The sequence below is a fragment of the Serratia sp. BNK-10 genome, from assembly GCF_047456065.1.
GTDB classification, from domain to species: Bacteria; Pseudomonadota; Gammaproteobacteria; order Enterobacterales; family Enterobacteriaceae; genus Serratia; species Serratia ureilytica.
On record NZ_CP179894.1, the window covers coordinates 1,202,958 to 1,228,320 of the forward strand.

Sequence of the window (25,363 nt, forward strand, 5' to 3'; positions counted from 1 at the left end):
CGCCCTAACTTATTCCAAGATAACTCTTGTTAAATTTAACGCAATCTCATGACCAACTCAATGCCATTCCTCTGAAAACAGGACAACAACCGTGATAACCCATGATGATAGCCGCTGGAGCGACCTTTTCTCCGGCAAAAATGCGGCCAGTGCGATCGCGCTCTCGCTTGGCGTGGCGCTGCATGCCATCAATATTCTGGTCGCCACCACCATTCTGCCCTCGGTGGTGCAGGATATCGGCGGTCTGGATCTCTATGCCTGGAACACCACGCTGTTCGTGGTGGCGTCGATCCTCGGCTCCGCGCTGTCGGCCCGCTTGCTCAGCGGCTACGGCGCGCGCAACGCCTATCTGGTCGCTTCGCTGTTTTTCATCGCCGGAGCGGGGCTGTGCGCGCTGGCGCCGAGCATGCCGGTGATGTTGATCGGCCGCACGGTGCAGGGGTTCGGCGGCGGGCTGATCTTTGCGCTCTCCTACGCGATGATCAATCTGGTGTTCGAGCAGCGATTGTGGCCGCGCGCCATGGCGCTTATCTCGGCGATGTGGGGCATCGCCACGCTGGTTGGCCCGGCGGTAGGCGGCATTTTCGCCGAGTTGCACGCCTGGCGTTGGGCCTTCGGCATTCTGCTGCCGATCATGGCGCTGTACGCCGCGTTTACCTTCCTGATCCTGCCCAAGGGCCAGGCGCAGCAGGCAGCCGCGCCGCTGCCGACCGCGCAGCTGCTGTTGCTGACCGTGGCGGTGCTGGTGGTGTCCGCCGGCAGCCTGGCGCACAGCGTCTGGATCAACCTGGCGGGCATCGCGCTTTCGCTGGCGCTGATGGCCTGGCTGATGAAGCGCGAGGCGCGCTCGCGCGCGCGCCTGTTGCCGCACGGTGCGCTGCGGCGCGGCTCATCGTTGGCGGCGCTCTATATTACGGTGTCGTTGCTGGTGATCGGCATGACCAGCGAAATCTTCGTGCCCTATTTCCTGCAGTTGCTGCACGGCCAGTCGCCGCTGATCTCCGGCTATATCGCCGCGACCATGGCCGCCGGCTGGACGTTGTCCGAAATCCTCAGCTCCGGCTGGCGCGGGGCGGGCATTCGCCGGGCGATCGTCAGCGGGCCGCTGTTCGTGCTGGTGGGCCTGCTGGCGCTGGCGATCCTGATGCCGACGCCCTCCGGCGGTCACTGGCAGGCGCTGACCCCGATCGTCATCGCGTTATCGCTGGTGGGATTCGGCATCGGCTTCGGCTGGCCGCATCTGCTGACGCGCATTTTGCAGGTGGCGCCTGAAGCGGACAAAGACATCGCCGGCGCCTCGATCACCACGGTGCAGCTGTTCGCCACCGCATTCGGCGCGGCGCTGGCGGGGATGATCGCCAACCTGGCGGGGCTGAACGATCCGGGCGGCGCGGCGGGCGCGGCATCGGCGGCGCGTTGGCTGTTCCTGGCGTTCGCGCTGGCGCCGCTGCTGGCGGTATTCAGCGCCTGGCGCTGCGCCGCGATCGCGCCGCCGGCCGCCGAGACGGGCAATTTTGTACCCAACCCGTCCTCGCGCGAGTGCTAGAACGCTTCTCCTCATTCGGCGATGTTTGCGGTGATCCTGGCGTTATTCCTGCGCGACATTGTTAAAATTTGCTTGCTATATCTCTAATTTGAGATTATTTCTCTTATATGGGATTTTCAAGCGGAGTGTGAACGATGGATAACGGTCTGGACAATGCCGACCTGAGGTTGGCGCAGCGGCTGGCGGATTTGCGCCAGCAACGGGCGTGGTCGCTGGAGGAGCTGGCGCAGCGCACTGGCCTCAGCCGGGCGACGCTCTCGCGGGTGGAGCGCGCCGAGACCAGCCCGACGGCGTCGTTGCTGAACCGGCTGTGCGCCGCCTATGGGTTGACCATGTCGCGCCTGCTGAGCGAGATCGAAGACGAGCCGCCGGAGCTGTTGCGGCCGCAGCAGCAACCGGTGCGGGTCGATCGCGCCAGCGGTTTTCACCGTCGCTCTGTTTCTCCCCCCGCTGCGTTGTATAAGGCTGAATTTATCGAAGCCCGGCTTGATGCCGGCGCGCAGATCGATTACGACCTGCCGTCGATTCCGGCGCTGGAGCACCATCTCTGGCTGCTGTCCGGACAGCTGGAGTTGACGCTGGAAGGGCGTGTTTTCCGGTTATCATCCGGCGACTGCCTGCGCTACCGCCTGTTCGGCGCCTCCCGTTTCCATGTCCCCGGCGATGAGCCGGCCCATTACACCCTCGTTATTTGCAGGCCATAGCCATGATTGAATTGCAACAGTGGGACGCCGGCGCGGCGCAAAGCGCCATTGCCGAATTGGCCGAAATGCTGCACGCCAGCGTGGCGCACGGCGCCAGCATCGGTTTTGTCATGCCTTTCACGCTGACGCAGGCGCAGGCGTTTTGGCAGGGGTTGCTGCCGGCCATCGCGCGGGGAGAGCGTGCGATGCTGGTGGCGCTCGCGAACGGCCGGCCGGTCGGCACCGTGCAGCTGTTACTGGCGATGCCGGACAACGGCCGTCACCGGGCGGAAGTGGTCAAGCTGATGGTGCACCCGCAGGCGCGGCGGCAGGGCGTCGCCCGGCTGTTGATGCAGGAAGTGCAGGCGCTGGCGGCGCGTCATCACCGCAGCCTGTTGGTGCTGGATACCCTGAGCGGCAGCGCGGCGCAGGGGCTGTACCGTCAATTGGGGTTCGAGGCGGCGGGCGACATCCCGCAATACGCCCGCGCCAGCGACGGCGGGGCGTTGGAGGCCACCTGCTATATGTACAAACTGCTGTGAGGGTTAGCGCCCGCGCCAGGCTTTGATCGCCTGCTGGCGCACCTGCAGCTTTTGCTGCGGCGTCAGCTTGTTGTAGTCGCGAGCCAGGCCGCTTTCCCAGTCGCCGTACATCGGGTTGGGCAGCACGATGAATTCGGTGCCGAACTTGGCCTGGTTCTCGCTGACGAACGCCCGGCGCTGCGCATTGTCCTGGTGGTAAGTCGCGGCGCCGAAGTCGTTCAGGTTGTCGCCCGCGTACACCACGATGTCATAGCCGGCTTGTTTGATGGCGTCGAAGCGCGCCTGTTTATTGGCGGTGTCGGTGCTGAGCAGCACGGTTTTTGCCGACAGGCCGGTGAAACCGAGCTTCTGCATGTTGGCCACCGTGGCGGCGTAGTCGCTCTGTTTACGGTTCGACACGTAGAACATGGTCCCCTGATGGGCGTTAACATAGCGGGCGAACGCCACTGCGCCCGGCACCGCGGCGGCCTGTTCGGCCTGCGTCCATTTGGCCCAAGTCGCGCCGTCGTACGGTCTGCCCTGCTGCGCCTGCCAGCCGGAGTAGGCGCTGTTATCCAGCATGGTTTCATCCAGATCGACCACCACCGCCTTTTTACGGCCTGGCGCGGCCCTGGCCTGATCGAAGGCGCGCTGCGCGCTGTTGAACGCCTGATGCGCCAGCGCCTGGTATTCGCCGGACTGTTGGAACCAGTTGACCGCCAGCACCGATTGATCCGCCAACCGCTGCTGGGCCTGCGCGTCGGCGTGCGGCGGCTGCGCGCAACCGGTCAAGGCCAGCAGCGTGACGCCCATCGCCGCGCCGAGGGTGAGTGTGCGTACCTGTTTTCCTGCCATTGTTATCTCTCTTTTTTATTGTGGACTGTCCAGCAGCATATCCATCTCGAACTGACGCAGGGGATCCTGCCGCCAGCCAAGATGCGTAAAGAAGGGGGCGGCCACCTCGGGCACAAAAACGTTGGCGGTCAGCGGCAAAGGGGCGAACTGCGCTTGCAGAGCGGCCAGCAAGGCGCGGGCATGCCCCTGGCCGCGATGCTGCGGCGGCACGTAGATCAGGCGCAGCCAGCAGTGCTCGGCGCCGGGCATCACCACGGCATAGGCTTGGCGTTCGAGGGTATAAGCGCGCGGTTTTCCCGGCAGTTTGAACAGCGATTCGGGGGCGATCAGCCAGGGCAGGTCGGTGGCGCCTTCCGCCGTCAGGCGATGGCTGACGGTCAGCGGATCGACCGCCTGCAGCGCCGCCGTGCCTGGCGGCACTTCCGCCGGCGCCTGATGGCCGGTCAGGGTGCGCACGATGCGCAGCCCGGCGCGATGGTACAGCGCCAGCGCGGCGTCGTTGCCTTCGATCACTTCCAGCGACAGCCGATGGTCGCCGCGTTGGCGGGCATCCGCCACCAGCCGCTGCATCAGCGCCTTGCCCAGCCCCTGGCCGCGCATCTCCGGGCGCACGGAAAAGGCCGCGATCCGGCTGTGCCGGCCGCGGCGGGCGATCAGCGCCACCGCCACCGGTTCATTGCGATGGGTGACGATCAGGCTGTCGTTCAGGCTGAGATCTTCGGCGCCGAAGCGGGCGGCGAAGGTCGGCCCGTCGAGGACGAAACGCACGATGTAGTTTTCAAAACAGTGGTTGAGGATGTTCGCCAGTTCGTCGCTGCTGTAGCGCACGGCGTTGTGATAGTTAAACCGACCGTCGTTATGCATGGCTGATTCCGCTCGGGGGAAAGCTATACATGTAGACCCGTTTGTTTGGCAAGGCAAGCGGGGGCATTCGCCGGCGGGGAAAATAAAAACAAAAAAGCCGGACGCAGCCGCCCGGCGAAATAAAACTCTGGGTATCAAGTGACGCTAAAGTTTGCAGTGGTGGTTATTCATTCATCACATCAGAACTGATAGGTCAGGGCGACGGCAATCACGTTGTCGTCTTTCAGACCCAGCTTATTATTGCTGTCGAGCTGGTTGATTTTATAATCCACATAGGTCGACATGTTCTTGTTGAAATAGTAGTACGCGCCGACGTCGATATATTTCACCAGGTCGGTATCGCCGATGCCTTCAATATCTTTACCCTTCTGCTGAACGTAGCCCAGCGATGGACGCAGACCGAAGTCGAACTGATATTGCGCAACCAGTTCCAGGCCTTCGGCTTTATTGGCGAAGCCGCTGACGGAAGTGGAGCGGTTATTGATGGTGGCGGTGCCGGAAATTGGCGCGATGTTGCGGCTTTCCGAGTAGGTCGCGGCCAGGTAGACATCGTTGTTGTCATACTTCAGACCGGCGGCCCAGATATCGGCCTTGTCGCCTTTACCGAAGGTGCCCGCTTTCTGACTGGCGGTGCGGTTGGAAGAGGCATAGGCGGCGCCCACGCTCAGGCCGTCGATGATTTCATAGCTGGAGGAAAGACCCCAGCCGTCGCCGTTAGCCTTGCTGGCGGAGCGGCCGTCGTTTTCGTTCTTGCCCTGATACTGGACGGCGAATTTCAGGCCGTCGACCAGACCGAAGAAGTTGTTATTGCGGTAGGTGGCGACGCCGTTGGTGCGGCCGTTCATGAAGTTGTCGGTTTTGACGTACGCGTCGTCGCCGAATTCAGGCAGCATATCCGTCCAGGCGCCGACGTCGTAAATAATGCCGTAGTTGCGACCGTAGTCGAAAGAACCGAGGTCTTTATATTTCAGACCGGCGAAGCCCAAACGCGTTTTAGTGTCTTTGGTGCCGTCGGATTCAGAATGGTTAGCGGCGATCTGATATTCCCACTGGCCGTAACCGGTCAGCATGTCATTAATCTGGGTGGCGCCTTTAAAGCCGATACGGACGTAGGTTTTATCGCCATCGTTGCCGGCATCATCGGAGAAATAATGCAGGGCTTTCACACGACCGTAAAAATCGAGTTTGTTGCCGTCTTTATTGTAGATTTCTGCTGCCTGTGCCGCTTGCGCAAGTAAAAGTGCCGGAATAATAACGGCCAGAAGATTACGTTTCATGGGTTACCCTGCTTTATTCGATTAAAAGACGCTATCATCAGTTGCATTGCTGCTTTACTGTGCCGTCCGGTTGTTGGCGGCGGAGAATTTTTACCGTAGTAATGTGATCTATTTATGACAAAAAATTCATTTTCATGTCGAACGATTAAAAAAGTCGCGCAAAGGGTGAATTTTTTCTGCAACCGACGGTCGGCGGCTGGTCTACAGTTACCGATAGCCTGATCGGTTTCCGGAGGAATCATGCACGATACTTATACATTGTTCGGTACGCAGGGGTGTGGCTCGACCATCGTGGCCGCCGCGTTGGTGCTGACCGCGTTCCCCTGGGGCTACGAGGAAGTGGATTACACCCAGGACGGCCCGGAGCGGGATCGCCTGTTGGCGTTGAACCCGCTCGGTCAGGTCCCCACTCTGGTGCTGCCTGATGACGAAGTGATGACGGAGAGCGCGGCGATTATCCTGCTGCTGCACGATCGCGCGCCGCACGCCGAATTGGCGCCGCCCGGCGGCTCGCCGCTGTTGCCGCGCTTTTTGCGCTGGCTGTTGTTCATCAACGCGGAGATTTATCCCACTTTCACCTATGCCGATCATCCGCAGCGCTGGCAGCCGAAAACGGAAGGGGCGGAACAGCTGAAAAACGCAGTGATGAGCTATCGCGAGCGTTTATTGCGGCAGTTGAACGCCGCCGCCGGCGCCGCCGGCCCGTGGTTTCTCGGCAAGAGCTTCAGCGCGCTGGATCTGTACGTGGCGGTGATGTGCAACTGGCGGCCGGGGCGCGCGTGGTTCCGGCAACACTGCCCGCGGCTTTACGCCATCGCCGAACGGGTGGAGCAGCGGCCGGAGCTGAATGCGCTGCTGAGCGCCCATTTCGACGGCGTTGCGCCGCTGGAATCGTAATATCTCCCCGCCGTCGGCGGGGAACCCTCCCGTTTTTCTGAACCGAGACTGCCGAAAATCCCGATTTTCACTCGCCTCGTCGGCGGGTAGCGTAAGGCTATCCGCAACTGACAGGAGAGTGTGATGCAATCAGAATCCCGGGCCGGACAACAGGCGTTCGGCGATATCGCCCCCAAGCTGGCACAGCTCAGCGACAGCGTCTTGTTTGACGATGTCTGGCAGCGGCCAGAGCTGAGCCCGCGCGAGCGCAGCTTGATCACCGTCGCCGCGCTGGTGGCGCTCAACCGCCTGGAGCAACTGCCGTTTCATCTGCAGCTGGCGCAGCGCAACGGCGTGGCGCATCAGCAGCTGGCTGAGCTCATAACCCACCTGGCGTTTTACGCCGGCTGGCCCGCGGCGGCGTCGGCCGTGGCGCGCTTGCGCGAGCTGGAACCGGAGGCGCCCCATGCCGTTTAGCCGCATCGCCCTGCATCAGGGCAAATCCGCCGACTACCTGCAAACCTTGTCCGACAGCCTGCATCAGGCGCTGGTGGAGGCCTTCGAGGTGCCGCCGGCGGACAAATTTCAGGCGATCGATCAATACCGCCCCGGTGAGCTTATCTACGATCGCGATTATCTCGGCGGGCCGCGCAGCGCGGATTTCGTGCTGTTTTACATCACCGCCGGGCGGCCGCGCGACAGCGACACCAAGCGGCGTTTCTACCGACGGCTGGCGGCGCTGCTGATGGAAAAGCTGCGGCTGAACCCCGAGGATGTGATGGTGGTGATCGCCACCACCCAGTTGGACGAGTGGTCGTTCGGCGGCGGTCGCGCCTCGATGATCGATCCGCAGGCGTAACTCGGGCTGACGTCGCCGGCGGTCTGTGGGACAATAGCGCCATCATTTCGTTTAGATAAGAGTTGAATGGCGCTCTCCTCCGCAGTTAAAGATCAGATTGGCCAGTGGTACAAAGCCCTGCAGCAGCAAATACCGGATTTCATTTCCCGCGCGCCCCAGCGTCAGATGATCGCCGAGGTGGCGAAGACGCTGGCCGGCGACTACCCGCGCCATCTGGCGATCGAGGCGCCGACCGGCGTCGGCAAAACGCTGTCTTACCTGATACCGGGCATCGCCGTCGGGCGGGCGGAGAGCAAACCGCTGGTGGTCAGCACCGCCAACGTGGCGCTGCAGGATCAGATCTACAGCAAGGATTTGCCGCTGCTGAAGAAGATTATTCCCGATCTGAAATTTACCGGCGCCTTTGGCCGCGGGCGTTACGTCTGCCCGCGCAATCTGGCGGCGATGAGCACCGACGTTAGCCAACAGGGCGATCTGACGCTGTTTCTCGACGACGAGCTGGCGCCGTCCAGCGGTGAAGAGCAGGCGCTGTGTCAGAAGCTGACCAAGGCGCTGGCCCGCTTTGAGTGGGACGGGCTGCGCGATCACTATCAGCAGAGCATCGACGATCCGCTGTGGGCCAAGCTGAGCACCGACAAGGCCAACTGCCTGGGGCGCAACTGTCACTACATTCGCGAATGCCCGTTCTATATCGCCCGCAAAGAGATCGAGAGCGCCGACGTGGTGGTGGCCAATCACGCGCTGGTGATGGCGGCGCTGGAGACGGAATCGGTGCTGCCGAACCCGAAAGAGCTGCTGCTGGTGCTGGACGAAGGCCACCATTTGCCGGAGGTGGCGCGCGACGCGCTGGAGATCGACGGGGAAATCACCGCGCTGTCGACCAACCTGCAGCTGGACATGATCGTGCGCCAGGTCGAACAGTGCATGACGCAGTACCGGCCGAAGAATCCGCCGGGGCTGGCCAACAGCGAACGGCTGAAAAACCATTGCGAGGAGCTGCGCGAGCTGGTGCAGATCTTCGAGCATCAGGTCAGCGCCTATCTGCCCGGCGACAGCGTGGCGGCCGAGCACCGTTTTGAAATGGGCGAGCTGCCCGGGGAGATGGTGGAGAGCTGCGCGCGGCTGTTCAAACTGACCGATGCGCTGCGCGGGCTGGCGGAGTTCGTGCTTAACGATCTTACCGAACAGACCGGCAAGCACGACATCATGCGTCTGCACCGCTCGATCATTCAGATGAGCCGCACGCTGGGCTATCTGGAGGCGATGAGCAAGCTGTGGCGGCTAGCGGCGCTCGACAAGTCGTCCAACGCGCCGATCTCCAAATGGGTCACGCGCGAACTGCGCGATAACGTCACCCATCTGTATTTGCACTGCGTCGGCATTCGCGTCAGCGATCAGCTGGAAAAGCTGCTGTGGCGCAAGGTGCCGCACGTGGTGGTCACCTCGGCCACGCTGCGTTCACTGAACAGCTTCGCGCGTTTGCAAGAGATGAGCGGGTTGAGCGAGAAGGCCGGCGATCGCTTCGAAACGCTCTCATCGCCGTTCAATCACGTCGAACAGGGCAAGATTGTCATTCCGCAGATGCGCTACGAACCGGCGCTCGCCAATGAGGCGGAGCACCTTGAGGAAATGGCGCGGTTTTTCCGCGCCGAGCAGGCGAGCGGCAAGCACAAAGGCATGCTGATCCTGTTCAGCAGCCACCGGGCGATGCAGACTTTCCTCAGCTACGTGACCGATCTGCGGCTGATGCTGCTGGTGCAGGGCGACCAGCCGCGCTACCGGCTGGTGGAAGAGCACCGCAAGCGGGTGGAGAAGGGCGTCGCCAGCGTGCTGGTGGGGCTGCAATCGTTCGCCGAAGGGCTGGATCTGAAAGGCGAACTGCTGACCCAGGTGCATATTCACAAAATCGCGTTCCCGCCGATCGACAGCCCGGTGATCATCACCGAAGGCGAGTGGCTGAAATCGCTGAAGCGTTATCCGTTCGAAGTGCAGAGCCTGCCGAGCGCCTCGTTCAACCTGATCCAGCAGGTCGGCCGCCTGATCCGCAGCAACCAATGTTACGGCGAGATCGTGATCTACGATCGCCGGCTGTTGACCAAAAACTACGGTTCGCGGCTGTTGGCGTCGTTGCCGGTGTTCCCGATTGAGCAGCGCGCGGTGCCGGAGGCCGACAAGGCGCATCTGGCGGCGCTGAAATCCGCCGCCGACGCGGCTAAAAAAGAGAAGAAGCGCGGCAACTCGTTCGCCCGCAAACGGCGGCGTTGATCAGAGCAGCGGCGGCAGGCGGCGCTTGACCGGCGTGGTTTTCACGATCGAGGTGTTGCTCTGCGCGTGTTCGGCCAGCCGATCGAGGGTGTGGTCGAGCTGTTCCATCGAGTGCGCCACCAGCCGCACGATAAAGCAGTCTTCGCCGGTCACCTTATCGCATTCGACCACTTCCGGGATCGCCTGAATCAGCTGTTCGACCTTCTTCAGCATGCCCGGCAGCGGCTTGATGCGCACCAGCGACTGAAAGGCGTAACCCACCGCCTGTAGATTGACGTTCAGGGTATAGCCCTGGATCACGCCGCTTTCCTCCAGCCGCCGCAGTCTTTCCGACGTGCTCGGCGACGACAGGCCCACCTGCGCGCTCAGCGTCTTCAACGATGCGCGCGCATCTTCCGCCAGAATGGTCAGGATTTGGCGATCGATATCATCCATAACGCCTCCGTTAGGTGTTTTCTTGATTGTAGCTGCGAGAAAAAGGCAGTTAAGCATATCTGCCTTTTTTATGCTATGGAAAGCCGCCCTGCGAAGCCGCAAGCTATGTCTCTGGGCAAGCTTTGAGGAACGCAGAATGAATGCAGAGATAAAACACGGCTCGCTGGAGATGGCGGCGGCGATGCTGATTTCCGGCTCCATCGGCTGGTTTGTGCTGATGTCCGGCCAGCCGGTTATCAACGTGGTGTTTTGGCGCTGCGCGGTGGGGGCGCTGGTGCTGCTGGCAGTGTGCGGCGCGCTGGGCCAGCTGCGCCGCGATGCGCTGACGCGTGCCACGCTGCTGCTGGCGATCGCCGGCGGCGTCGCGCTGGTGATCAACTGGCTGCTGCTGTTCGCCGCCTATTCCTATGCCTCTATCTCCATCGCCACCGCGGTGTACAACACCCAGCCGTTTATGCTGGTGGGGCTGGGGGCGCTGTTTCTGGGGGAACGGCTGACCGCCCACAAGTTGCTGTGGTTGGGGCTGGCGTTCGGCGGCATGATGCTGGTGGTGCTGGCTCAGCCGCGGCAGGCGGGGGAGCAGAGTCATTATCTGGCGGGCATCGCGCTGGCGCTCGGCGCGGCGTTTTTCTACGCCCTGATGGCGCTGGCGGCCAAGCGGCTGAAGGGCACGCCGCCGCATCTTATTGCGCTGATCCAGGTAACGGTAGGGGCGGTGATGCTGCTGCCGCTGGTGGATTTTCATGCGTCGGCCAGCGTGGGCCAGTGGGGGATGCTGGCGACGCTCGGCGTGTTGCATACCGGCCTGATGTACGTGCTGATGTACGGCGCGTTGCAGAAGCTGCCGACCCACCTGATCGGCTCGCTGTCGTTCATCTACCCGATCGCCGCCATGCTGGTGGATCGCCTGGCGTTTGGCCACCGGCTGTCGGCATGGCAACTGCTGGGGACGGCGATCATCCTGCTGGCGGCGGCGGGCATGAACCTGCTGGGCGATCGGCGAGCGCGACTGCTGCCGGCCTCGGATGGCCGGCGCGCCGGCTGATGCTCAGTTCGGTTTTTTCAGCCGGCGCCATAAAGTGGTGCGGCTGATCCCAAGCAACCGGGCGGCCGCGGCGTGGTCGCCTCCGCACCGCGCCAGGGCTTCGTGGGCGGAGATGGGCGCCGCCTGCGTCTCGGGCGGCGGGGCCACCGCCAGCTCCGGCAGCAGCCACTGCAGGGTCTCGCCGCTCGGCGCGACGCCGGTGCTCAGCATCAGCGCCACCCGCTCCATCATGTTGCGCAGCTCGCGCAGGTTGCCGGGCCAGGCGTAATGACCCAGCGCGGCGTAACACCCGGCCAGGGCGGCGCGCAGCGGCTCCGTCAGCGGCACGTCGAGCGCCGCCAGCGACTGTTTCAGAAAGTGTTCCGCCAGCATCGCGATATCGTTGCCGCGCGCCCGCAATGGCGGCAGCTGCAGCCGCAGGGCGCTCAGGCGGTAAAACAGATCGGCGCGAAAATCGCCCTGTTGAATCGCCTGCTCCAGGCGGGTGTGGGTGGCGCTGATGACGCGAAAGTCGACCTTTACCGGCTGTTGCCCGCCGACCCGGGTGATGGTTTTTTCTTCCAGCGCCCGCAGCAGCCGGGTTTGCAGGTGCAGCGGCATTTCGCCGATCTCATCCAGAAACAGGGTGCCGCCGTTGGCGGTTTCCAGCAGCCCGCGTCGGCCGCCGCGCCGTGAACCGGTGAAGGCGCCTTCTTCATAGCCGAACAGCTCCGCCTCCAGCAGCGATTCGGCGATGGCGCCGCAGTTGATGGCGACGAACGGCGGCGTCGCGCCCCTGGACGGCGCGCCGCGCCGGGAAAAGTATTCGCGGTGGACCGCCTGCGCCGCCAGCTCTTTGCCAGTGCCGGTTTCGCCTTCAATCAACACCGCCGCCGGCGAGCGGGCGTACAGCATGATGGTGCGCCGGGTCTGCTCCATCTGCGGGGAGTCGCCCTGTAAATCGCTCAGCCCATAGCGCGGCTGCAGGGTATCGCGCGCGGCGTAGTCGCCGCCGCGTTTGGCGCCGCCCAGCATCAGGCGCGTCACGTCCAGCGCGTCGCTGAAGGCGGCGCGCAGGGTGGCGGCGGAATAGAGAAAAATGGCGGTGAGCCCGGCCTCTTCCGCCAGATCGCTGATGAGGCCGGCGCCGACCACCGCCTGAATGCCGGCGGCTTTCAGCTCGGCGATCTGGCCGCGCGCGTCCTCTTCGGTGACGTAACTGCGCTGCTCCAGCGGCAGATCGAAGGTTTGCTGGAACTCCATCAGCGCGGGCAGGGGCGTTTTATAGGTGATGACGCCGATCCGATCGGCGGTTCTGCGCGCCTGGCTCAGCGCCTGCAGCAGGTCGAAGCCGCCGGGCTTGACCAAAATGACCGGCACCGACAGGCGGCTTTTCAGGTAGGCGCCGTTGGAGCCGGCGGCGATGATGGCGTCGCAAGGCTCGCTAGCCAGGCGAGAGCGGATATGCTGCACCGCCTCCTCAAAGCCGAGGCGGATCGGGGTGATGGTCGCCAGATGGTCGAACTCGAGACTGATATCCCGGAACAGATCGAACAGGCGGGTGATGGAGACGGTCCAGATCACCGGTTTGTCCGGCGTGCGGGGCGGCGTGATGTGATCGCTCATGGTGGGTTACCGAATGAAAGTGGCTGCATTAGGTGTAGCCTTGTTTCAGTCATGTTTCAAATATGCCGACTGAAACCGAGATTGAAACGTTAACTGAAACGTTTTTTATCGCTTGGTATGCCCAATGGCGATGCGAATTTTATAACTCACTTATTTTTATCGCTTTTAATTTTTTCCTCGCCAAAGTGCAACCTGGCCCGCCCCTTGCTCTGTCTGTTCCATCTAGCTAATTGGAGAGAACGTCATGACGCTGCGCTCACCCGGGCTCGCCTTTCGTCAGGCCCTGAGTAAAGAAAAACCCTTGCAAATCGCCGGCGCGATCAACGCCAACCATGCCCTGCTGGCCCAGCGGGCGGGGTTCCAGGCCATCTATCTTTCCGGCGGCGGCGTGGCGGCCGGTTCGCTGGGGCTGCCGGACCTGGGTATTTCGACGCTGGACGATGTGTTGACCGATATTCGCCGCATCACCGATGTCTGCCCGCTGCCGCTGCTGGTGGATGTCGACAGCGGTTTCGGCGCATCGGCGTTCAACGTCGCCCGCACGGTGCGCTCGGTGAGCAAGGCCGGGGCGGCGGCGCTGCATATCGAAGATCAGGTCGGCGCCAAGCGCTGCGGCCATCGGCCCAATAAGGCCATCGTCTCCACCGAAGAGATGGTGGATCGCATCAAGGCGGCGGTAGATGCGCGCAGCGATCCGGACTTCGTGATCATGGCGCGCACCGATGCGCTGGCGGTGGAGGGGCTGGAGGCGGCCATCGAGCGCGCTCAGGCTTACGTGGCGGCCGGGGCCGACATGCTGTTCCCGGAAGCGATCACCGAGCTGGGCATGTACCGCCGCTTCGCCGAAGCGACGCAGGTGCCGATCCTCGCCAACATCACCGAATTCGGCGCGACGCCGCTGTTCACTACCGAGGAGCTGCGCAGCGCCCGGGTGGATATGGCGCTGTATCCGCTGTCGGCCTTCCGGGCGATGAATCGGGCGGCGGAGCGGGTGTACCGCGCTCTGCGCGAGGAGGGCACGCAGAAAAACGTCATCGACACCATGCAGACCCGCAACGAGCTGTATGAAAGCATCAACTACTATTTGTTCGAAGAGAAACTCGACGCTCTGTTCGCTCGCCAACGCGACGAATAAGCGCCATTCACGCAGAAGCTAAATGAGGACAGTATGAGCCAAGCGATCCCCCCGCAAAGCCCGACTGGCGTTAAGCCGAAAAAATCCGTGGCGTTATCCGGCGTGCCCGCCGGGAATACCGCGCTGTGTTCCGTAGGGCGCAGCGGCAACGATCTGCACTACCGCGGTTACGACATTCTCGACCTCGCGCGCCACTGCGAGTTTGAAGAGGTCGCCCATCTGCTGATCCACGGCAAGTTGCCCAACCGCGACGAACTACATGCCTACAAGCAGCGGCTCAAGGCGCTGCGCGGCCTGCCCGCCAGCGTGCGCACGGTGCTGGAGGCGCTGCCGGCGGCATCTCACCCGATGGACGTGATGCGCACCGGCGTTTCGGCCCTCGGCTGCACGCTGCCGGAAAAAGAGCAGCACGGCGCGGCCGGCGCGCGCGACATCGCCGATCGGCTGCTGGCGTCGTTGGGATCGATGCTGCTCTACTGGTATCACTACAGCCACAACGGCGAGCGCATTCAGCCGGAGACCGACGACGATTCCATCGGCGGCCACTTCCTGCACCTGCTGCACGGCGCAACGCCTTCCGCCTGCTGGGAGCAGGCGATGCACGCGTCATTGATCCTGTACGCCGAGCATGAGTTCAACGCCTCGACCTTCGCCGGCCGGGTGATCGCCGGCACCGGATCCGATGTCTATTCGGCGATCGTCGGCGCCATTGGCGCGCTGCGCGGGCCGAAGCACGGCGGCGCCAACGAGGTGTCGCTGGAGATCCAGCAACGCTATGAAACGCCGGACGAAGCGGAAGCCGACATTCGCCGCCGCATCGACAACAAAGAGGTGGTGATCGGCTTCGGGCACCCGGTGTATACCGTCTCCGATCCGCGCCATCAGGTGATCAAAGAGATCGCGCTGCGCCTGTCGCAGGACGCGGGCGCGATGAAGCTGTATGACATCGCCGACCGGCTGGAAAGCGTGATGCGCGACACCAAAAACATGTTCCCCAACCTCGACTGGTTCTCGGCGGTGTCTTACCACCAGCTGGGGGTGCCCACCGAAATGTTCACGCCGCTGTTCGTCATGGCGCGCGTCAGCGGCTGGTCGGCGCACATCATTGAGCAACGGCAGGACAACAAAATCATTCGCCCGTCCGCCAACTATACCGGGCCGGAAGCGCGAGCCTTCGTACCGCTGGATCAGCGCTGAGCGCCGGTCGTTATCGTGTCGTTTTCACTCTGGAGCCTTTGGGAATCATGATGCTTGAGTCTGCCAATACCCGCCGTCCGCCGTTCGATCGCGAAATGGTCGATATCGTCGATTATGTGATGAAAGAGGCCGTCGATACCCCGGCGGCGTACCGCACCGCCCATTATTGCCTGCTCGATACCCTCGGCTGCGGGCTGGAGGCGCTGAGCTACCCGGCCTGCAAGAAACTGATGGGGCCGGTGGTGCCGGGCGCCGAGGTGCTGAACGGCAGTCGGGTGCCCGGCACCCGTTTCCAGCTGGATCCGGTGCAGGCGGCGTTCAATATCGGCGCCATGATCCGCTGGCTCGACTTCAACGACACCTGGCTGGCGGCGGAGTGGGGCCACCCGTCGGACAACCTGGGCGGGATCCTGGCGGTGGCCGATTGGCTCTCTCGCCAGGCGGTGGCGGCGGGCAAAGCGCCGCTGACCATGCGGCAGGTGCTGATCGCCATGATCAAGGCGCATGAGATCCAGGGCTGCCTGGCGCTGGAAAACGCCTTCAACCGGGTAGGGTTGGATCACGTGCTGCTGGTGAAGGTGGCGTCCACCGCGGTGGTGGCGCAGCTGCTCTGCCTGAGCCGCGAGGCGATCCTGAACGCGGTGTCGCTGGCGTGGGTGGACGGGCAGTCGCTGCGCACCTACCGCCACGCGCCGAACGCCGGCACCCGCAAATCCTGGGCGGCGGGGGATGCGACCGCTCGCGCGGTGCGGCTGGCGCTGATGGCCGCCACCGGTGAGATGGGCTATCCCTCGGCGCTCACGGCGCCGACCTGGGGATTCTACGATGTCTCGTTCAACGGCAAACCTTTCCGCTTCCAGCGGCCGTACGGCGCGTATGTGATGGAGAACGTGCTGTTTAAAATTTCGTTCCCGGCGGAGTTCCATGCCCAGACCGCCGTGGAGGCGGCCATGACGCTGCACCGCCAGATGCAGGCCGCCGGCAAAACCGCCGCCGACATCGCCGCAGTGAGCATCCGCACTCACGAGGCCTGCCTGCGCATTATCGACAAGCAGGGGCCGCTGGATAACCCGGCGGATCGCGATCACTGCATTCAGTATATGGTGGCGATCCCGCTGCTGTTCGGCCGGCTGACGGCGGCGGATTACGAGGACCGGGTGGCCGAAGATCCGCGCATCGACGTATTGCGTAGCAAGATACATTGCCATGAAGATCCCGCCTTCACGCGCGATTATCACGATCCGGAAAAACGCTCGATAGCCAATGCGCTGACGGTGGAGTTCGCCGACGGCAGCCGTCTGGATGAGGTGGCGGTGGAGTATCCTATCGGCCATGCGCGGCGGCGCGAAGAGGGCATCCCGCTGCTGATCGAGAAGTTCAAAACCAACCTGGCGCGCCAGTTCCCGGCCCTGCAGCAGCAGCGCATTCTTGAGGTGTCGCTGGACCGGCAGCGGCTGGCGCAGATGCCGGTCAACGAGTATCTCGATTTGTGGGTGATCTGAGGTGAGCGGCGCTGACAAGCCACGTCGGCGTCGCTATGATGGACGCTCCATCCCCGTCCGTCTTCTTATCAGGTGATTCATGATTGATGCTGCAACGCTGTTGTTGTTTTCCGGTGCCTGCGTGGCGCTGGCGCTGACCCCCGGCCCGGATATGCTGCTGATCGCTTCGCGCAGCGTCAGCCAGGGGCGGCGGGCCGGTTTCGCTTCGCTGGCGGGCATTCAACTCGGCACTTACTGCCACGCGCTGGCGGCGGCGCTGGGGCTGTCGCAACTGTTCGTCGCGGTGCCGCTGGCTTACGACGCGGTGAGAATGTTGGGCGCGGCCTATCTACTCTATCTGGCGTGGAAAACGTTGCGATCCGGCAGCAGTCTGCAGGCTTCCGCCGGGTTGCAGGCGGTGCCGACGGCGCGCATTTTCCGACAGGGGCTGCTGACCAACATCCTCAACCCGAAGATGGCGCTGTTCGTGCTGGCGCTGTTCCCGCAGTTTATCGATCCGCGCGCCGGCTCGGTGGTGGTGCAGATGCTGGCGCTGGCGACGGTGCTGAATCTGGTCGGCTTGCTGATTAACGGCGGGGTGATCCTGGCGGTCAGCGGCATGAAAAGCCGTTTCGTCGGCCGCCGTTTCAGCGCCCGCTGGCCGAACTACCTGCTGAGCGGCGTGTTCGCCGGGCTGGCCTGCAAACTCATTTTCGACAGCCGTCGTTAATCCTCGCGCAGCAGCGCTTCAAACGCCGCGCTGGCCGGTTCGTCCGGCAGCGCGCTGTACATCACCAGCCGCAGATGGTTCTCTTCGTCGACGATGAAAGAGGCATGGTCAAAGGTGACCGGGCCGATCTCCGGGACGACGAAGCTGCGCCGTCCCTGACAGCGTCCGTGAATGTCATGCTGCCGCCAGAGCCGGCGGAACGGCGGCGACACCCGCTCCAGCGCCTGCACCCGTTGGCGCATCACCTCATCCTCCGGCGCGCGGGCGTAGTCGCGGCGGAAGCTGGCCAGGATTTGCGGCGCCTGCGCTTGCCACTCCAGCAGGCGCTCATTGAGCTGCGGATCGGCAAACAGCATCCACAACATGTTGCGCTCTTGCGCCGGGCGCTCGCCGATGGCGAACAGCCGCTGCGCCGCCGGATTCCAGGCGATGATGTCCCAACTCAGGTTCATGACGTAGGCCGGACGCAGCGCCAAATCGTCCAGCAGACGCCGCACCAACGGCGAGACCTGGCACCACTGATGCCCAACCGGCACCGGCGGGCGCTGATGCGCCAATAAGAACAGGTGGTAGCGGCCGGCGGCGTCGAGCTGCAGCACCCGCGCCAGATTTTCCAAAAACGTCACCGACGCATTGATTTCCCTGCCTTGCTCCAGCCAGGTGTACCAGGTGAGGCCGACGCCGGCCAGCGCCGCCACCTCCTCGCGCCGCAAGCCCGGCGTGCGGCGGCGGCTGCCGCTCGGCAAGCCGACCGCCTCTGGCGACAGTTGTTCTCGCTTTTGCCGCAGAAAATCCCCCAGTTCGTGGCGGGTGCGTTCGAGGGTGCGTGGGGGCATGTCGGCCGTCCTGTTGCTGTCAGTAATAGTATAAATGGCTATATAGTAACAGTTTAAACCTTGTTCCATACTGCGGCCATCATAATCTCTGGAGGTGGTATGGAACATTCATTATCTGGTGAGCGGCGAGGGCTGCCCGGCCTGCCGGTGCTGCTGTTGGGCGGTTTTGTCACGGTGTTCGATCTGTTCGTGGTCAACGTGGCGGCGCCGGTGATCCAGCGGCAGTTCGCCGCCGATTTCGCCGGGGTCGGTTTGATCGTCGCCGGTTACGAGCTGGCGTTTGGGGTGCTGTTGATCGCCGGTGGGCGCCTGGGCGATCGCTTCGGGCGTCGGCGCTTGTTCAGCCTCGGCATGCTGGGATTCACGTTGAGCTCCCTGCTGTGCGGGCTGGCGGGATCGCTCGGCCTGCTGATCGCCGCGCGTATTCTGCAGGGGGCGACGGCGGCGCTGTTGTTCCCGCAAATTTACGCCTTGATGCGGGTGCTGTACGCGCCGCAACAGCGGCGACGCGCCTTCGCCTGGCTGGGCATGACGTTGGGATTGGCGGCGATCTTCGGCCAGATCCTCGGCGGATTTATCATCGAGGCCAACCTGTTCGGCAGCGGCTGGCGCATGATCTTTTTGATCAATTTGCCGATCGGCGCACTGGCGCTGTGGGCGGTGCGGCGCATTCCCGAATCGCGGGTGGCGCAGGCGCAGCGGCTGGACGGCGTTGGCCTGTGGCTGGCGGCGACCGGCCTGTCGCTGTTGCTGCTGCCGCTGCTGGAGGGGCCGGCGCGCGGCTGGCCGTGGTGGATAGCGCCGATGTTGGCGTTGGCGATGCTGACGCTGTGGGGCTTCCTGCGTTGGGAGCGGCGTCTGGCGCAGCACGGTGACGATGCGGTGCTCGATCCGGCGCTGTTCCGCCAGGCGGGTTTCGCGCCGGGTATGGCGGTGGTGCTGGCGATTTATGCCACCGCCTCCTCGTTTTTCTTGTGTTTCGCACTGCTGCTGCAGGCGGGGGCGGGGCTGACGCCTTTTCAGGCGGGCAGTCTGTTCGCCCCGGCCAGCGCGGCCTTTATGTTGGCCTCGATGCTGGCGCCCCGGTTGGCGCAGCGGTGGGGCAACGGCGTGCTGAGCGTGGGCGTGGCGATTTACGCCGCCGGGTTGGCGCTATTGATGGCGCAGGCGCTGTGGGGTGAGGCGCTGGCGCATCCGCTGCGGTTGCTGCCGGGGTTGGTGGTGCTGGGGTTCGGTCAGGCGCTGAGCATGACGCCGCTGCTGAATCTGGTGCTGGGTTTGGCGCAGGAGCGGCAGGCGGGGATGGCGGCGGGTCTGGTCGCCACCGTGCAGCAGGTGGGAGGCGCGTTGGGCATCGTGGTCAGCGGCGTCGGTTTTGTGCCGCTGTTGGCGAGCGGCGGCGCGGCGGAGCGCTATGCCCAGGCCTTTGCCGGCGCCATGGTATTTAATCTGTTGGCTATGGGCGTGGCCCTGTTGTTGTTAAACCGGATCACTCGAAATACTCAGAAAGCGGATCTTAAGTAGGCCGCTGGCGGGTGCTTTACTGTTGTCATCATGAGAGCGCGATAAGGAGCCCCATTGATGTTTCAACCCGCCGCATTTCGCGAAGACGATCTGGATGCCCAACTGGCGTTGATCCGCGCCCACCCGCTGGGGCTGTTGGTCAGCCACGGCGAGCACGGATTGACGGCCGACCCGCTGCCGTTTGTGGCTGATGTCGAGCAGGGGCAGCTGCGGCTGCGGGCGCACCTGTCGCGCGCCAACGAGCACTGGCGGCGGTTGCGGCACGCCGCGGAATGCCTGGTGATCTTTCAAGGCCTGGAAGGTTATGTGTCGCCAGGCTGGTACCCGAGCAAACGCCAGACCGGCAAGGTGGTGCCGACCTGGAATTACAGCGTGGTGCAGCTGTATGGCGTGCCGACGGTGACGGACGATCCGGCCTGGCTGCGCCGCCAACTGATCGCTCTTACCGCGCAGCAGGAAGGGCGACGCCCGGAACCCTGGCGGCTCGATGATGCGCCGGCCAACTACATCGCCGCGCAGCTTAAAGGCATCGTCGGCATCGAGATCGCCGTCACCCGGCGTGAAGGCAAATGGAAGATGAGCCAAAACCGCAGCGCCGACGACGCCGGCGGGGTCATCGCCGGGCTGCGTGAGGGCGATGACGCTCAGCGGCGACTGGCGCAGGAGGTTGAGCGGCGGCGCGGATAGGGTATGCTAACTGAAGGGCAGCCAGGGGAACCTTCGGATGGATTACACCAAAATTATCAAAGAAATAGGCCGCGGCAAAAATCATGCGCGCGACCTGGATCAACAGACCGCTTTTCAACTGTATCAGGCGATGCTGGCCGGGGAGGTCCCCGAACTTGAGCTGGGCGGCATTCTGATCGCGCTGCGCATCAAGGGCGAAGCCGAAGAGGAGATGCTGGGGTTCTACCAGGCGATGCAGCAGCAGGTATTGTCGCTGCAGGCGCCGCAAGGGCGCCCGCTGCCGGTAGTGCTGCCGAGCTACAACGGTGCGCGCAAGCAGGCCAACCTGACACCGCTGCTGGCGCTGCTGCTGGCGAAAGTGGGCCTGCCGGTGGTGGTGCACGGCGTCCTGGACGACAGCACCCGCGTGACCAGCGCCGAGATTTTCCGCGCTCTGGGGCTGCCGTGGTCGGAACAGGCCGCTCACGCCCAGCGGCGTCTCGATAACGGCGAGGCGTTATTCATGCCGGTTTCCACGCTGTCGGCGCCGTTGGCGCGGCAGCTCGGATTGCGTTGGCGCATGGGGGTGCGCAACAGCGCCCATACGCTGGCCAAGCTGGCGACGCCGTTTGGCGAACAGGATGCGTTGCGCCTCGCCAGCGTCTCACATCCGGAGTATGTTGGCCGGGTAGCGTCGTTTTTCCGCCAGATCGGCGCCCGCGGGTTGCTGATGCACGGCACGGAAGGCGAGGCCTACGCCAACCCGCTGCGCTGTCCGCAGATTCACCACATCGTCGGCGGCGAACAGCAGGTGCTGCTGGAGCGCATCTTGCCGGATGAAACACCGGCATTGCCGGCGGCGAAAGACGCGGAAACCACCGCGCGCTGGACTGAACGCTGTCTGGCGGGCGAGGTGGCGATCCCGCAGGCCATCCAGCAGCAGGTCGCCTGTTGCCTGGTGGCCGCCGGCGAGAGCGAGACACTGGAGCAGGGGCTGCAGCGCCTGCGTCAGGCCTAAGCGCGACTATACTGGGATATTTCCTCATTGGCTGAGAAGGACGGTTATGCAACAGGCTCTCGATTACTTCAATCAATTGAACCAGGATTACCTCTACGTTCACCGCGCCAAAGAAGAGCTGTTCTGGCAAAACTACATGGGCACCGGCGATGAAGACGTCTCGGCGCGCTTTTCCGCCGCGGAAAGCGCCTATAAGCGCTTCGTCGCCGAACCGCGCCGGCTGGCCGAGATCCGCAGTCTGCTTGCCGGGCTGGAAGCGCTGCCGCAGGAGGCGCAGCGCGATGCGCTGATCCATGGCCTGCAAGGTTGGCTGCGTTTCTTCGACTGCAACGCCATTGAAGACTCGCAGGCGCAGGCGCTGTTGGATCAAATCATCCACGCCGAGTCCGATCTCTACTCGCGCCGCAAGGGCTATCAGGTCACGCACCTGAACGCCGACGGGCGGCGGGTGGCGGCCTCGCTCGGCGAGCTGTTGACCAACCAGGCGACCAACCCGAACGAAGACTCTCGCCGCAGCTCGCAGCAGGCGCTGCGCGATCTGGAGCAATGGCTGCTGCATAACGGCCTGCCGGAGCTGATCGGCCTGCGCAACCGCTTTGCGCGCCAGATGGGCTATCGCAACTACTTCGATTACAAGGTGAACAAAACCGAGCGCATGACGCCTGAGCAGCTGTTCGCCATTCTGGATCGCTTCGAGCGGGAAACCCGCGAGGCCAACGCGCGCAGCCTGCGGCAGCTGGCGGCCGACAAGGGCGACCAGGCGCTGGAGCCGTGGAACGTACGCTTCGCCAGCGCCGGCGACGTTACCCGTCAACTGGATCCTTACTTCCCGTTTTCTCGTTCGCTGGAACGCTGGGTCGACAGCTTCAAACGTCTGCACATCGGTTTTGGCGGCGCCGAGATGAATCTCGATCTGCTGGTGCGCAAAGGCAAGTTTGAGAACGGCTTCATGCACGGCCCGGTGCCGCCGTTTGTGCGCCAGGGGGAATGGGTGCCGGCGCGCATCAACTTCACCAGCCTGGCGCAGCCGGGGCAGGTGGGCAGCGGCGCTTCCGGGCTCAACACCCTGTTCCACGAGGGCGGCCACGCGGCGCACTTCGCCAACATCCGCCAGAATGCGCCGTGCTTCTCGCAGGAGTTCCCGCCGACCTCGATGGCCTATGCCGAAACCCAGTCGATGTTCTGCGACAGCCTGCTGGACGACGCCGACTGGCTGAAACGCTATGCGAAAAACGCCGCCGGCGAAGCGGTGCCCGATGCGCTGATTGAGGCCGGCATCGCGGCGCGCCAGCCGATGCGCGCGTTCAACGAACGCCATATCCTGCTGGTGCCGTACTTCGAGTGGGCGTTGTATCAGTGGGATGACGAGCAGCGCACGCCGGAAGCCATCACCGCGCTGGCGCGCGAGGTCGAGCAAAAGATCCTCGGCATCAGCGGCAGCCCGCGCCCGACGTTGGCGATCCCGCACCTGCTGTCGCTGGAGTCCGCCTGTTCCTATCAGGGTTATCTGCTGGCGATGATGGCGGTGGAGCAAACCCGTCACTTCTTCCTGCAGCGCGACGGTTACCTGACGGACAACCCGGCCATCGGCCCGGATCTGGCGCGCCATTACTGGCTGCCAGGCAACAGCGTCAGCCATGACGACACGCTGCGCAGCCTGACCGGCGAAGGGTTTAATCCGGACTATCTGGCGCAGGCCTGCAACCAGACGGTGGCGCAGGCGTGGCATGAGGCGCAGCAGACGATGGCCGCCGCGGCCAAGCGCCCGCAGCCGCCGGCAGATTTCGATTTGCAGGCGCACATCCGGGTGGTGGATGGCGAGACGATATTGGCGGACAACGCTGAGGGTGACGAACGGATGTGCCGCGACTTCGCTGCGGCGATAGAGGCGCGCTTGGCTTAAGGCGGATAATAAAATCCACGCCGCGGCGTGGATTTTATTTAATGGCTAAACCGGACGCTATTTTATTCGAAATAGACGTCGGGATTATCGGCCAAAGACACGAAGCTCTTGGTGTTTCTATCCAGCGTGCGAATTTCGCCGCTTTCGATGTCGTACACCCAGCCGTGCAAGCGCAGCCCGCTGTTGCGCAGACCCACCGCCACAGAAGGGTGCGTTTTGATATTATTTAGCTGAGCAATAACGTTCTCTTCGACCATAGCGTTAACTTTGTCTGTTTCGCTATTCCACGTTTTCTTCTCGACCACCGCTTTGGCCGCATCCGCGTAGTGCAGCCAGTGAGCTACCGCAGGCATGGGGTCGAGGCACTGGCAGGACGCGATAGCCTTCATGGCGCCGCAGTTCGAGTGGCCACAAATCACGATATCGGTAACCCCCAACGCCACCACTGCATACTCGATGGTGGCAGAGACGCCGCCCGGCTCCGGGCCGAAGGAAGGGACGATGTTGCCGGCGTTACGGATAACGAAAAGCTGCCCAGGTTCTTGCTGTGTGACCAGCTCGGGCACTAAACGGCTGTCAGAGCATGAGATAAACAGCGCTTTGGGATTTTGGCTGGAGGCAAGGCTGCGGAACAGTTCCTTGCGCTGCGGGAAAATCTCTTTCTGGAAACTGAGGAAACCTTCAATGATATGTTGCATACAACGCTCTCTGCATCTGTAGTCTGCGTAACATGATAATCATCCTCTCCCGTTAGTCCAGCTATGGGCAGGTAAAAAAATGTGTGTGCAAGCCGCCTGCAAACCCCATTGAATACAGGGTTTCTGCCTGTTGGCGACACAATTTTCCGGCTCGTTTACGCGTGGGGGGATAATGCGGAAGGCAAAAAACTCTTTGTTTTAGTTATTTAAAGAATAAATAGATTTTAGTGAGTCCATCATAAATCAGAATTGGTATCGCAATAACGAGAGGATATCATCAATTTTTCCGGGAGAATTATCCCAAACTATCAGGGCATTCCCGCACAAGGTGGCTATTTATGCTAGGGTATTCTTTCACTTGTCAATGGAACTGACGATATGACTACGGCTAAAGGAATGGCGCGAAAGCTCACCGTCGGTGAGATAGGAATAGCCCAGATCATTTTTAAGAATGCTATCGATTATTCGAGAGTGAGTGTGCATAACGCGGGTTATTTCCCTTTAGGTTTGCAAAATGATAATACGGCCGTTACACCGAACGGCGAAATTTATTTCACTCCAAAGAATTTTCGTGAGGATTATTCAAGAGAGGGCGCGGGTTTTCAACATTGGTTTATCCATGAAATGGCGCATGTTTGGCAGTATCAAATGAAAATGAATGTGTTGCTCAGAGGTACCATGAGCTGGGCGGCAACTTATGAATACTCTCTTCCCAACTATAACACTCTCGCTGATTACGGAATGGAGCAGCAGGCTTCCATCCTTGCTGATTACTTTTTACTTATTCGTTTTAGTCGAGAAGAGTGGCGTCGTAACAAACGGATGACTGGCTTGGAAGGGCCAGATCTTAAAACTCGCTATGAAACCGTGTTACGGTTGTTCCTTCGAGAGCCGCGTAATCCTAAGGCGATGAAATGAAAAAACTGACTTTTTTATTGGCGCTGGCATTGCTGAGCGGCTGTGTGCAGGAACGTCCCTGGTTCTATCCGGCAAACGTCAGCGTTAAAAACAATCGCGTATGCATTAGTGTGCCGGACGATATTGACGGAAAACGCGAGCTGGTGGGCATCGGAATTTATCAACCGGGGGCCGGAGGGAAGGCGGAATGGTCCACGTCGGTTGCGCCGGGCCAGCAGCCGATAGCGGTCATGCCTGGCGAATGCCTGACGGAGGCTTTCGACGGGTTCAAGATTGGGCATAGCTATTCGGTTGAGATTGCGACGGTCGGCAATGCGTCAAATGAGGCACCGCGCAAATATTGGACTGAATTTACATTGGTTGCTGACAAAGCGGACGGCAAAAAACTCGCTGTCTTACCCATCCAGCGCTAATGCACTTGAACAT

25 protein-coding genes are annotated in these 25,363 nt (G+C 62.5%); 18 read left to right on the forward strand and 7 right to left on the reverse strand.

Going from position 1 to position 25,363, the window contains the following annotated elements; all coding sequences use genetic code 11:
* Positions 1-91: 91 nt before the first annotated feature.
* The 3 genes from ACMGG9_RS05880 (at position 92) to ACMGG9_RS05890 (ending at position 2,771) form a co-directional block, all read left to right on the forward strand.
* On the forward strand, positions 92-1,546 hold the full coding sequence (locus ACMGG9_RS05880) for an MFS transporter (protein WP_089194438.1): 1,455 nt from the start codon (positions 92-94) through the stop codon (positions 1,544-1,546).
* Between the two features lie 134 nt (positions 1,547-1,680).
* Positions 1,681-2,250, forward strand: coding sequence for a helix-turn-helix domain-containing protein (locus ACMGG9_RS05885; protein ID WP_414161968.1), 570 nt, complete (start codon positions 1,681-1,683; stop codon positions 2,248-2,250).
* A gap of 2 nt (positions 2,251-2,252) precedes the next feature.
* Positions 2,253-2,771 carry a GNAT family N-acetyltransferase gene (locus ACMGG9_RS05890; protein ID WP_172756124.1) on the forward strand — a complete coding sequence of 173 codons (519 nt, stop codon included), beginning with the start codon at positions 2,253-2,255 and terminating at the stop codon, positions 2,769-2,771.
* Between the two features lie 3 nt (positions 2,772-2,774).
* Here the strand turns inward: ACMGG9_RS05890 and ACMGG9_RS05895 are convergent, their stop codons facing one another.
* The 3 genes from ACMGG9_RS05895 to ompC form a co-directional block, all read right to left on the reverse strand.
* The gene (locus ACMGG9_RS05895) at positions 2,775-3,605 is read right to left on the reverse strand and encodes a 5'-nucleotidase, lipoprotein e(P4) family (protein WP_197751784.1); all 831 of its coding nucleotides are present in this window, start codon (positions 3,603-3,605) and stop codon (positions 2,775-2,777) included.
* 15 nt (positions 3,606-3,620) lie between these two features.
* Positions 3,621-4,469 carry an N-acetyltransferase family protein gene (locus ACMGG9_RS05900; protein WP_414161969.1) on the reverse strand — a complete coding sequence of 283 codons (849 nt, stop codon included), beginning with the start codon at positions 4,467-4,469 and terminating at the stop codon, positions 3,621-3,623.
* Between the two features lie 179 nt (positions 4,470-4,648).
* A complete protein-coding gene (ompC, locus tag ACMGG9_RS05905) occupies positions 4,649-5,746 on the reverse strand; it encodes a porin OmpC (RefSeq protein WP_033637639.1) in 1,098 nt (365 codons plus the stop codon).
* A 240-nt stretch (positions 5,747-5,986) separates the two neighbouring features.
* On the opposite strand from ompC, the gene ACMGG9_RS05910 reads away from it, so the two are divergent.
* The 4 genes from ACMGG9_RS05910 (at position 5,987) to dinG (ending at position 9,746) form a co-directional block, all read left to right on the forward strand.
* Positions 5,987-6,643: a glutathione S-transferase family protein gene (locus ACMGG9_RS05910; RefSeq protein WP_094144109.1), complete on the forward strand. Its 657-nt coding sequence runs from the start codon at positions 5,987-5,989 to the stop codon at positions 6,641-6,643.
* 123 nt (positions 6,644-6,766) lie between these two features.
* Entirely contained in the window at positions 6,767-7,099 is a 333-nt protein-coding gene (locus tag ACMGG9_RS05915) for a carboxymuconolactone decarboxylase family protein (protein ID WP_042783964.1), read from the forward strand.
* The gene (locus ACMGG9_RS05920) at positions 7,089-7,481 is read left to right on the forward strand and encodes a tautomerase family protein (RefSeq protein ID WP_147880343.1); all 393 of its coding nucleotides are present in this window, start codon (positions 7,089-7,091) and stop codon (positions 7,479-7,481) included. The genes ACMGG9_RS05915 and ACMGG9_RS05920 overlap by 11 nt, the downstream gene beginning before the upstream one ends.
* Positions 7,482-7,547: 66 nt before the next feature.
* Positions 7,548-9,746 carry an ATP-dependent DNA helicase DinG gene (gene dinG / locus ACMGG9_RS05925; protein ID WP_213587346.1) on the forward strand — a complete coding sequence of 733 codons (2,199 nt, stop codon included), beginning with the start codon at positions 7,548-7,550 and terminating at the stop codon, positions 9,744-9,746.
* On the opposite strand, the gene ACMGG9_RS05930 is transcribed toward dinG, so the two are convergent.
* Entirely contained in the window at positions 9,747-10,181 is a 435-nt protein-coding gene (locus ACMGG9_RS05930; protein ID WP_042783967.1) for an Lrp/AsnC family transcriptional regulator, read from the reverse strand.
* Positions 10,182-10,317: 136 nt separating this feature from the next.
* Between ACMGG9_RS05930 and ACMGG9_RS05935 the strand changes: the two genes are divergently transcribed.
* On the forward strand, positions 10,318-11,226 hold the full coding sequence (locus tag ACMGG9_RS05935; protein WP_414161970.1) for a DMT family transporter: 909 nt from the start codon (positions 10,318-10,320) through the stop codon (positions 11,224-11,226).
* A 3-nt stretch (positions 11,227-11,229) separates the two neighbouring features.
* Here ACMGG9_RS05935 and prpR read toward each other — a convergent pair whose 3' ends face one another.
* Positions 11,230-12,831 (reverse strand): propionate catabolism operon regulatory protein PrpR, encoded by a 1,602-nt coding sequence (gene prpR / locus ACMGG9_RS05940; protein WP_164107247.1) that lies wholly within the window; start codon positions 12,829-12,831, stop codon positions 11,230-11,232.
* 244 nt (positions 12,832-13,075) lie between these two features.
* On the opposite strand from prpR, the gene prpB reads away from it, so the two are divergent.
* The 4 genes from prpB to ACMGG9_RS05960 all read left to right on the forward strand — a co-directional run bounded on the left by prpB (position 13,076) and on the right by ACMGG9_RS05960 (position 17,374).
* On the forward strand, positions 13,076-13,966 hold the full coding sequence (prpB, locus tag ACMGG9_RS05945; protein WP_043137053.1) for a methylisocitrate lyase: 891 nt from the start codon (positions 13,076-13,078) through the stop codon (positions 13,964-13,966).
* A 33-nt stretch (positions 13,967-13,999) separates the two neighbouring features.
* The gene (gene prpC / locus ACMGG9_RS05950; RefSeq protein WP_164107248.1) at positions 14,000-15,163 is read left to right on the forward strand and encodes a 2-methylcitrate synthase; all 1,164 of its coding nucleotides are present in this window, start codon (positions 14,000-14,002) and stop codon (positions 15,161-15,163) included.
* Between the two features lie 50 nt (positions 15,164-15,213).
* The gene (locus tag ACMGG9_RS05955) at positions 15,214-16,665 is read left to right on the forward strand and encodes a bifunctional 2-methylcitrate dehydratase/aconitate hydratase (RefSeq protein ID WP_164107266.1); all 1,452 of its coding nucleotides are present in this window, start codon (positions 15,214-15,216) and stop codon (positions 16,663-16,665) included.
* A gap of 79 nt (positions 16,666-16,744) precedes the next feature.
* Complete coding sequence (locus tag ACMGG9_RS05960; RefSeq protein WP_060444218.1) at positions 16,745-17,374, forward strand: LysE family translocator; 630 nt, start codon at positions 16,745-16,747, stop codon at positions 17,372-17,374.
* Here the strand turns inward: ACMGG9_RS05960 and ACMGG9_RS05965 are convergent.
* Positions 17,371-18,210: a helix-turn-helix transcriptional regulator gene (locus ACMGG9_RS05965; protein WP_046686666.1), complete on the reverse strand. Its 840-nt coding sequence runs from the start codon at positions 18,208-18,210 to the stop codon at positions 17,371-17,373. The two genes, ACMGG9_RS05960 and ACMGG9_RS05965, sit on opposite strands and share 4 nt — an antisense overlap.
* A gap of 99 nt (positions 18,211-18,309) precedes the next feature.
* On the opposite strand from ACMGG9_RS05965, the gene ACMGG9_RS05970 reads away from it, so the two are divergent.
* The 4 genes from ACMGG9_RS05970 to ACMGG9_RS05985 are packed head-to-tail and all read left to right on the forward strand — an operon-like array spanning position 18,310 to position 23,321.
* Positions 18,310-19,734, forward strand: coding sequence for an MFS transporter (locus ACMGG9_RS05970; RefSeq protein WP_414161971.1), 1,425 nt, complete (start codon positions 18,310-18,312; stop codon positions 19,732-19,734).
* Between the two features lie 57 nt (positions 19,735-19,791).
* The gene (locus ACMGG9_RS05975; protein ID WP_033650546.1) at positions 19,792-20,421 is read left to right on the forward strand and encodes an FMN-binding negative transcriptional regulator; all 630 of its coding nucleotides are present in this window, start codon (positions 19,792-19,794) and stop codon (positions 20,419-20,421) included.
* Between the two features lie 37 nt (positions 20,422-20,458).
* The gene (ybiB, locus tag ACMGG9_RS05980; protein WP_414161972.1) at positions 20,459-21,418 is read left to right on the forward strand and encodes a DNA-binding protein YbiB; all 960 of its coding nucleotides are present in this window, start codon (positions 20,459-20,461) and stop codon (positions 21,416-21,418) included.
* Between the two features lie 46 nt (positions 21,419-21,464).
* The gene (locus ACMGG9_RS05985; RefSeq protein ID WP_414161973.1) at positions 21,465-23,321 is read left to right on the forward strand and encodes a M3 family metallopeptidase; all 1,857 of its coding nucleotides are present in this window, start codon (positions 21,465-21,467) and stop codon (positions 23,319-23,321) included.
* Between the two features lie 62 nt (positions 23,322-23,383).
* Here ACMGG9_RS05985 and ACMGG9_RS05990 read toward each other — a convergent pair whose 3' ends face one another.
* Positions 23,384-24,019: a carbonic anhydrase gene (locus ACMGG9_RS05990; RefSeq protein ID WP_004939270.1), complete on the reverse strand. Its 636-nt coding sequence runs from the start codon at positions 24,017-24,019 to the stop codon at positions 23,384-23,386.
* 378 nt (positions 24,020-24,397) lie between these two features.
* On the opposite strand from ACMGG9_RS05990, the gene ACMGG9_RS05995 reads away from it, so the two are divergent.
* Together ACMGG9_RS05995 and ACMGG9_RS06000 are read left to right on the forward strand one after the other, a co-directional pair.
* Positions 24,398-24,937 (forward strand): hypothetical protein, encoded by a 540-nt coding sequence (locus ACMGG9_RS05995; RefSeq protein ID WP_044031650.1) that lies wholly within the window; start codon positions 24,398-24,400, stop codon positions 24,935-24,937.
* On the forward strand, positions 24,934-25,350 hold the full coding sequence (locus ACMGG9_RS06000) for a putative T6SS immunity periplasmic lipoprotein (RefSeq protein WP_047572179.1): 417 nt from the start codon (positions 24,934-24,936) through the stop codon (positions 25,348-25,350). Before ACMGG9_RS05995 ends, ACMGG9_RS06000 begins: the two co-directional genes overlap by 4 nt.
* Positions 25,351-25,363 lie beyond the last annotated feature (13 nt).